General features: G+C 69.3%; 7 protein-coding genes. 1 reads left to right on the top strand and 6 read right to left on the bottom strand.

The window, feature by feature from the left end; translation table 11 throughout:
- Positions 1-410 precede the first annotated feature (410 nt).
- The 4 genes from PK606_RS11305 to dapF form a co-directional block, all read right to left on the bottom strand.
- Positions 411-1,478: a CobW family GTP-binding protein gene (locus tag PK606_RS11305; protein ID WP_324563952.1), complete on the bottom strand. Its 1,068-nt coding sequence runs from the start codon at positions 1,476-1,478 to the stop codon at positions 411-413.
- Positions 1,479-1,554: 76 nt separating this feature from the next.
- Positions 1,555-2,517: a tyrosine recombinase XerC gene (locus PK606_RS11300; RefSeq protein WP_324563950.1), complete on the bottom strand. Its 963-nt coding sequence runs from the start codon at positions 2,515-2,517 to the stop codon at positions 1,555-1,557.
- Positions 2,518-2,519: 2 nt separating this feature from the next.
- On the bottom strand, positions 2,520-3,200 hold the full coding sequence (locus tag PK606_RS11295; RefSeq protein ID WP_324563947.1) for a DUF484 family protein: 681 nt from the start codon (positions 3,198-3,200) through the stop codon (positions 2,520-2,522).
- Positions 3,197-4,114 (bottom strand): diaminopimelate epimerase, encoded by a 918-nt coding sequence (gene dapF / locus PK606_RS11290; RefSeq protein ID WP_324563945.1) that lies wholly within the window; start codon positions 4,112-4,114, stop codon positions 3,197-3,199. The genes PK606_RS11295 and dapF overlap by 4 nt, the downstream gene beginning before the upstream one ends.
- A gap of 51 nt (positions 4,115-4,165) precedes the next feature.
- Between dapF and PK606_RS11285 the strand changes: the two genes are divergently transcribed.
- The gene (locus PK606_RS11285; RefSeq protein ID WP_324563944.1) at positions 4,166-4,708 is read left to right on the top strand and encodes a carboxymuconolactone decarboxylase family protein; all 543 of its coding nucleotides are present in this window, start codon (positions 4,166-4,168) and stop codon (positions 4,706-4,708) included.
- 92 nt (positions 4,709-4,800) lie between these two features.
- Here the strand turns inward: PK606_RS11285 and ruvB are convergent, their stop codons facing one another.
- Both ruvB and ruvA read right to left on the bottom strand, forming a co-directional pair.
- Positions 4,801-5,871 carry a Holliday junction branch migration DNA helicase RuvB gene (gene ruvB / locus PK606_RS11280; RefSeq protein ID WP_324563942.1) on the bottom strand — a complete coding sequence of 357 codons (1,071 nt, stop codon included), beginning with the start codon at positions 5,869-5,871 and terminating at the stop codon, positions 4,801-4,803.
- 10 nt (positions 5,872-5,881) lie between these two features.
- Positions 5,882-6,454, bottom strand: coding sequence for a Holliday junction branch migration protein RuvA (gene ruvA / locus PK606_RS11275; protein WP_324563940.1), 573 nt, complete (start codon positions 6,452-6,454; stop codon positions 5,882-5,884).
- Positions 6,455-6,513: the final 59 nt, after the last annotated feature.

Here is a 6,513-nt window from a genome sequence, read left to right as displayed (position 1 = left end):
TTTTTCGTCCGTTACACGCCCTGTTCTTGGACCTTCTTGGGCGACGGTCGGCAATTGGCCGGTCGGCTCCGCTTGCCGCCGGCGGCACCAAGCATCGCATGGATTGCCACCGGTTCAAAGGCGGCGATTGTAGCGAGCGGGCGCCGGCATCCGCCGTTTTGGACGGCAATAGGCCTACGGGCTTACCCGGAGCCGCCGGCAAACCGCGTGCGCGCGGGCCGCCGAACGCGGGATTCCGGGCCGGGCGCCCAGGAGTTGTGAATGGATCGGGCGTGGTCAAGCGCGTCGCCCAACCGGTGTCAATCGAGGCGCAAGGCGCAGACGCAGCTCGTGCTGCGGCGGGCACTTGCAACGACGAGTGGCGCCGTCTTGGCGGCTCGAGCGGCTGTGGCGGATTCGTTCACACCTTCTCAATCCAGGCACTGCTCCAGCCCCTGGATCAGGATGTCCTTCGGCAGGTCGATGCCGATGAACACCATCTTGCTCTCGCGCGGCTCGTCCGGTTTCCACTCGGGTCCCAGGTCGCTGCCCATCAGCTGGTGCACGCCCTGGAAGATCACCTTGCGCTCGGTGCCCTTCATCCACAGCACGCCCTTGTAGCGCAGCATGCGCGGGCCGTAGATGTTGACGATGGCGCCGAGGAAATCCTCCAATCTGGCCGGATCGAACACGCGCTCGGTGCGGAACACGAAGCTCTTGACGTCGTCGTCGTGATGGTGGTGGTGCCCGTGCGCGTGCTGGTGCGAGGGGTGGTCGCAGTGCTCGCCGTGCTCATGGTCATGATCATGGTGGTGATCGTGGTCATGGTCGTGCCCGTCCTCCTCCTTGAGGAAGTCGGGGTCGATGTCGAGCTTGCTGTTGAGGTTGAAGCCGCGCAGGTCGAACACCTGCTTGATCGGCACCTCGCCGAAATGCACCACCTGCTGCGGCGCGCGCGGGTTCATGTGCTTGAGGCGGTGCTGCAGCGCATCCAGCTCCTCGCTGCTCACCAGGTCGGACTTGCTGATAAAAATCTGGTCGGCGAAGCCCACCTGGCGCTGCGCTTCCACGCGGTCGTTGAGCTGCTGGGCGGCGTGCTTGGCGTCGACCAGGGTGACGATGGCGTCCAGCAGGTAGCTCTCGGCAATCTCGTCGTCCATGAAGAAGGTCTGCGCCACCGGCCCCGGGTCGGCGAGACCCGTGGTCTCGATCACCACACGCTCGAAGTCGAGTTCGCCCTTGCGCTTCTTGGCCGCCAGCTCGCTTAGGGTCGAGCGCAGGTCCTCGCGGATCGAGCAGCAGATGCAGCCGTTGCTCATCTGGATGATCTGCTCCTGCTGGTCGGCGACCAGGATCTCGTTGTCGATGTTCTCCTCGCCGAACTCGTTTTCAATCACGGCGATCTTCTGGCCGTGCGCCTCGGTCAGCACGCGCTTGAGCAGGGTGGTCTTGCCCGAGCCGAGGAAGCCGGTGAGGATGGTGGCGGGAATCAGGGACATGGCGTGGCGGCGCGCCCGCGGCGGGCGGCGGATGGAACAGCGAACACGCCAGTGTAGCCGTGCTCGGCGCGAGTTGTCAGCGCTTGCGCGCGCGCGGATGGGCGGCGTCGTAGGCCTGCGCCAGGTGCTGGAAGTCGAGCCGCGTGTAGACCTGCGTGGTGCCGATGTTGGCGTGGCCCAGCAGTTCCTGCACCGCACGCAGGTCACCGCTGGACTGCAGCAGGTGGCTGGCAAACGAGTGGCGCAGCATGTGCGGATGCACCGGCGTCGCCAGCCCCGCCTGCAGGCTGCGGCGCTTCAGGCGCTGCCAGATCGCCTGCGCCGTCAGCCGCGTGCCGCGGCGGCCGATGAACAGCGCCTGCGCCGCCGCGTCCACGGCCACCACCTGGCCGCGCAGCGCCAGCCAGTGGCGCAGCGCGGCCACCGCCTGCCGGCCCAGCGGCACGGCACGGCGCTTGGCGCCCTTGCCCTGCACCTGCACCTCGGCACCCGCCAGGTCGATCCAGCCGCGCCCGGCCTGCAGCGCGCCATCGCTGGCCGCCACGTCGAGCCCGACCAACTCGCCGACGCGCAGCCCACTGCCGTAGAGCAGCTCGACCATGGCGGCATCACGCGCATCGAGCCAGGCGTCGTCGCTTTCAGCCACGTGCTCGGCCAGTTGCACCGCCTCGTCGACGCCCAGCGCCTTGGGCAGCGGGCGCGGCTGGCGCGGCGCCCGCACGTCCTGCACCGGGTTGGCCTGGATCAGGCCCTGGCGCCCGAGCCAGGCGTAGAAACCGCGCCAGCCCGACAGGATCAGCGCGATGCCGCGCCCGCTGCGCCCGCCCGCATGCATGCGCGCAACCCAGCGCCGCACATGGGTACCCTGCACCGCCGTCAAGCCCACGTCGTCCTGCACGGCGAACTGGCCGAGCTTTTCCAGATCCAGGCCGTAGAGCGTGACGGTGCGCGCGGCCAGGCGCTTCTCGACGCGCACATGTTCCAGATAGCGCTCGATGAGCGCGGCGTCCGCCGGCCTCAGCGCCGCACCGGCCGACATGTTCAGTCCCTCAACCTCGACAGCGCGGCACTGGCCAACTCGGCGATGCGCTCGAGAAAGTCGGTCGCCATGCCGATCTGGAAGCGCTGGCTGTCGGGCGAGGCCAGCACCAGCAGGCCGAAAGCCGGCTCCCTGCTGCTCGGGCGCAGCGGAATCAGCGCCAGCGAGGCGGCGGCGTCGGGTTCGTCCAGCCATTGCACGGCGTCGAAGCCCGAGTTGACGCCGCAGTACGGCGCGCCGATTGAGCTGGCCAGGCTCCTGACGTCCTCGCTCACGTCCTGCGCGAACGCTTCGTCGGCGAAGGCCTCGGCCACGCCCCAGACCTTCAGCGCCGCCTGCGGCACGCTGAACTGCGCCTTCATCTCGCTCACCAGCACCGCCGGCAGGTCGGCCGCGCGCGCCACCAGGAACAGCTGGCGCGCCCAGCGCTGCAGCTTGTCGCCGATCAGCATGTTCTCGGTGCCGTGGCGCATCATCTCCATCAGGCGCTGCTCCAGCACCTTGATCTTCTCGCGCAGCATCTCGGCCTGGCGCTCCTGCAGGCTGACGGCGCGCCCGCCGTGCGGGCTGGTCAGCTGCACCGCGCCCAGCAGGTCGGCGTGGCGCTCGAAGAAATCCGGCGTGTGGATCAGGAACTGCGCGATGTCTTCTTCGGTGATGGGTTGCATGGCAGATGAGGTCATGAAAGCTCCGGAATCTCTGTTTCGCCCTCGAACACGGTGGTCGCCGGGCCGGTCATGAACACGGGGTCACGCTCGCCGCCGGCCCATTCGATGCTCAGCACGCCGCCGCGCGTGTGCACGTCGACCCGGCTGTCGAGCAGGCCGAGCCGCACGCCGGCCACCACGGCGGCGCAGGCACCGGTACCGCAGGCCAGGGTCTCGCCGACACCGCGTTCGTACACGCGCAAGCGTACCGCAGCGCGATCGAGGATCTGCATGAAGCCGGCATTGACGCGCTTTGGAAACGCCGGGTGACTTTCGATCAGTGCACCATGCCGGGCCACCGGTGCCGCCTCGACGTCGGCCACCAGCTGCACCGCGTGCGGGTTGCCCATCGACAGCACCGCGACGTTGACGATGGCATCGGACGCCGGTTCGGCAACCGCGGTGGCCGCGCTCCTGCCCAGGTCCAGCGGCCACCATTGCCACAGATGGGCGGCATCGGCACCCGCCGGCACCGGCGTTATGCCAGCCGGATCGAAGGGAATGCGCGGCAGCTCGAACACCGGCGCACCCATGTCCACCGTGACGCGGCCATCGGCCTGCTCGACAAGCTCGATCACGCCGTGCCTGACCTGCACGCGCACGCGGCGCTTGTCGGTCAGGCCGCGCTCGCGCACGTAGCGCACGAAGCAGCGCGCGCCGTTGCCGCACTGCTCGACCTCGCCGCCATCGGCGTTGTGGATCACGTACTCGAAGTCGACGCCCGGGCCTGGCGCCGCCCGCACGCTGAGGATCTGGTCGGCGCCGACACCGAAATGCCGATCGGCCAGCCAGCGGTACTGCGCCGCACTCAGGCCCAGCAGGGCCGTGGTCTCGTCGAGCACCACGAAATCGTTGCCCGCGCCCTGCATCTTGGTGAAGCGAATGCGCATCGCGAAATTATCCCCTTATCCTCGGCGGCTCCACCGCACCAGAGGCAGCCCATGCGCATTCCCGAATGGACCCCCGAACTGAAAGCCCAGCCGGCCGAGCTGGTCGACGCCATCCTGGCGCGCCGCGGCGGCCAGCTGATCAACCTGGACAAGGCGCTGCTGTGGAGCGAGCCGCTGGCACGCGGCTGGAACGGCTACCTCAAGGCCGTACGCAGCGAACTGCCCACCAGCCGCAGGCTGCGCGAACTGGGCATCTGCACGGTGGCGCTGCTGACCGGCGCACGCTACGAGTACCACCACCATGCGCCCGACTTCCTGGCCGCCGGCGGCACCCAGGCCGAGCTCGATGCGCTCGATCGCGCGGTGGCGCGCGATGCGCGCCACGCCGACGATCCCGCGCTCGGGCCGGTCGAACAACTGGTGGTGCGCTACGCGGCGCAGATGACGCTCGACGTGCAGGTCGAGGACGCGCTGTTCGACGCCCTGAAGCAGCATTTCGACACCACCCAGCTGGTCGAGCTGACGGCGGCCATCGCCACCTACAACATGGTGGCGCGCTTTCTGGTGGCGCTGGGCGTGACGCCGGAAACGTGACGCCGCAGGAGTGGCGGCAGCCCCTGCGAAATCCATGTCAGGACGGGATTTGGCCGTGCGCCAGCTTTCACGCGCTGCAAGCAACGACGGCCCTACACACCCCCGAACAGGCCACCCGCCGCCTGCGGCGGTGCCACGCCCAGGTGCCGGTAGGCCGCCAGCGTGGCCACGCGCCCGCGCGGCGTGCGCTGCAGGTAGCCCTGCTGGATCAGGTAGGGCTCGATCACGTCCTCGATGGTGCCGGGCTCCTCGCCGATGCTGGCGGCAATGTTGTCGAGCCCCACGGGGCCGCCGTCGAAGCGGTGGATCACCGCCTCCAGCAGCTTGCGGTCCATGACGTCGAAGCCTTCCGGATCCACGTCCAGCATGGCCAGCGCGTCATGCGCGATCTGCCGGCTGATCTGGCCCCGACCCTTGACGTCGGCGTAGTCGCGCACGCGGCGCAGCAGCCGGTTGGCGATCCGCGGCGTGCCACGGCTGCGGCGCGCGATCTCGAATGCGCCCTCGGCGTCGGTCTCCACCTGAAGCAGCCCGGCCGAACGGGTGACGATGCGCGTCAGCTCCTCGGGCGTGTAGAACTCCAGCCGCGCCACGATGCCGAAGCGGTCGCGCAGCGGGTTGGTCAGCATGCCGGCACGCGTGGTGGCGCCAACCAGGGTGAAGGGCTGCACGTCGAGCTTGATCGAGCGCGCCGCCGGCCCCTCGCCGATCATGATGTCGATCTGGTAGTCCTCCAGCGCCGGGTAGAGGATTTCCTCCACCACCGGACTCAGGCGGTGGATCTCGTCGATGAACAGGACGTCGTTCTTCTCCAGGTTGGTCAGCAGCGCCGCCAGGTCCCGCGGCTTTTCCAGCACCGGGCCGCTGGTCTGGCGCAGGTTGACGCCGAGTTCGTGCGCGATGATGTGGCTGAGTGTGGTCTTGCCCAGGCCCGGCGGGCCGAACAGCAACACGTGGTCCAGCGCCTCGCCGCGCTTCCTGGCCGCGCCGATGAAGATCTCGAGCTGCTCGCGCGCCTTGGCCTGGCCGACGTACTCCTGCAGCATCTTCGGCCGCAGCGCGCGTTCCAGCGCCTCCTCGCGCGCCGAGCCGGCGGCGCTGGAGACCACGCGCGGCGCGCCGGCGCCGGGCGCCTGGCCGAAGTCGTCGGTCTGGATGCTCATGTCCTCCGCCTCACTTCGCCAGCGCCTTCAGCGCCAGCTTGATGCCCTCGCTGACGCCGACATCCTGCGGCAGCGCCTTCAGCGCGGCAGCCGCCTCGCGGTCGTTGTAGCCGAGCGCCAGCAGCGCCTGCAGGATGTCGCCCTGCGCGTCGCTGGCGGGCGCGGCCTGCGGGCCGAGGTCGGCGCCGAGCTTGCCCTTGAGTTCCAGCAGCAGGCGCTCGGCGGTCTTCTTGCCGATGCCGGGCACCTTGGTCAGGCGCCCGCTCTCCTGCGCGCTGACGGCCTGCGCCAGCTCGGCCGCGCTCATGCCCGACAGCAGCGCCAGCGCCGTGCGAGGGCCGACGCCGCTGACCTTGATCAGCTCGCGGAAGGTGGCGCGCTCGGCCGCCGAGCCAAAGCCGTACAGCGTCTGCGCGTCCTCGCGCACCACCAGGTGCGTCAGCAGCGTGACCTCCTGGCCCAGCGCCGGCAGGTTGTAGAAGCTGCTCATCGGCACCAGCACCTCGTAGCCGACGCCGCAGCAGTCGATCACGACTTCGGGTGGGTTCCTGGCCGCAAGCTGGCCGCGCAAGTGTCCGATCATGGCTTGAGGGGTCGTATGATGGGCCGCCGCCGCAATGGCGGAGGATCCGTACTGGAGGA

The sequence above is a fragment of the Ottowia sp. genome (assembly GCF_035444425.1).
Taxonomy (GTDB): Bacteria; Pseudomonadota; Gammaproteobacteria; order Burkholderiales; family Burkholderiaceae_C; genus Ottowia.
Note: the sequence above shows the minus strand (reverse complement) of the source record. Positions and strands in the feature narration are given on the sequence as shown.

Coding starts and splice junctions, on each gene's coding strand:
- dapF (WP_324563945.1), bottom strand. CDS start 4,114: ATGCGCATTCGCTTCACCAAGATGCAGGGCGCGGGCAACGATTTCGTG.
- PK606_RS11295 (WP_324563947.1), bottom strand. CDS start 3,200: ATGACCTCATCTGCCATGCAACCCATCACCGAAGAAGACATCGCGCAG.
- PK606_RS11300 (WP_324563950.1), bottom strand. CDS start 2,517: ATGTCGGCCGGTGCGGCGCTGAGGCCGGCGGACGCCGCGCTCATCGAG.
- ruvB (WP_324563942.1), bottom strand. CDS start 5,871: ATGAGCATCCAGACCGACGACTTCGGCCAGGCGCCCGGCGCCGGCGCG.
- ruvA (WP_324563940.1), bottom strand. CDS start 6,454: ATGATCGGACACTTGCGCGGCCAGCTTGCGGCCAGGAACCCACCCGAA.
- PK606_RS11305 (WP_324563952.1), bottom strand. CDS start 1,478: ATGTCCCTGATTCCCGCCACCATCCTCACCGGCTTCCTCGGCTCGGGC.
- PK606_RS11285 (WP_324563944.1), top strand. CDS start 4,166: ATGCGCATTCCCGAATGGACCCCCGAACTGAAAGCCCAGCCGGCCGAG.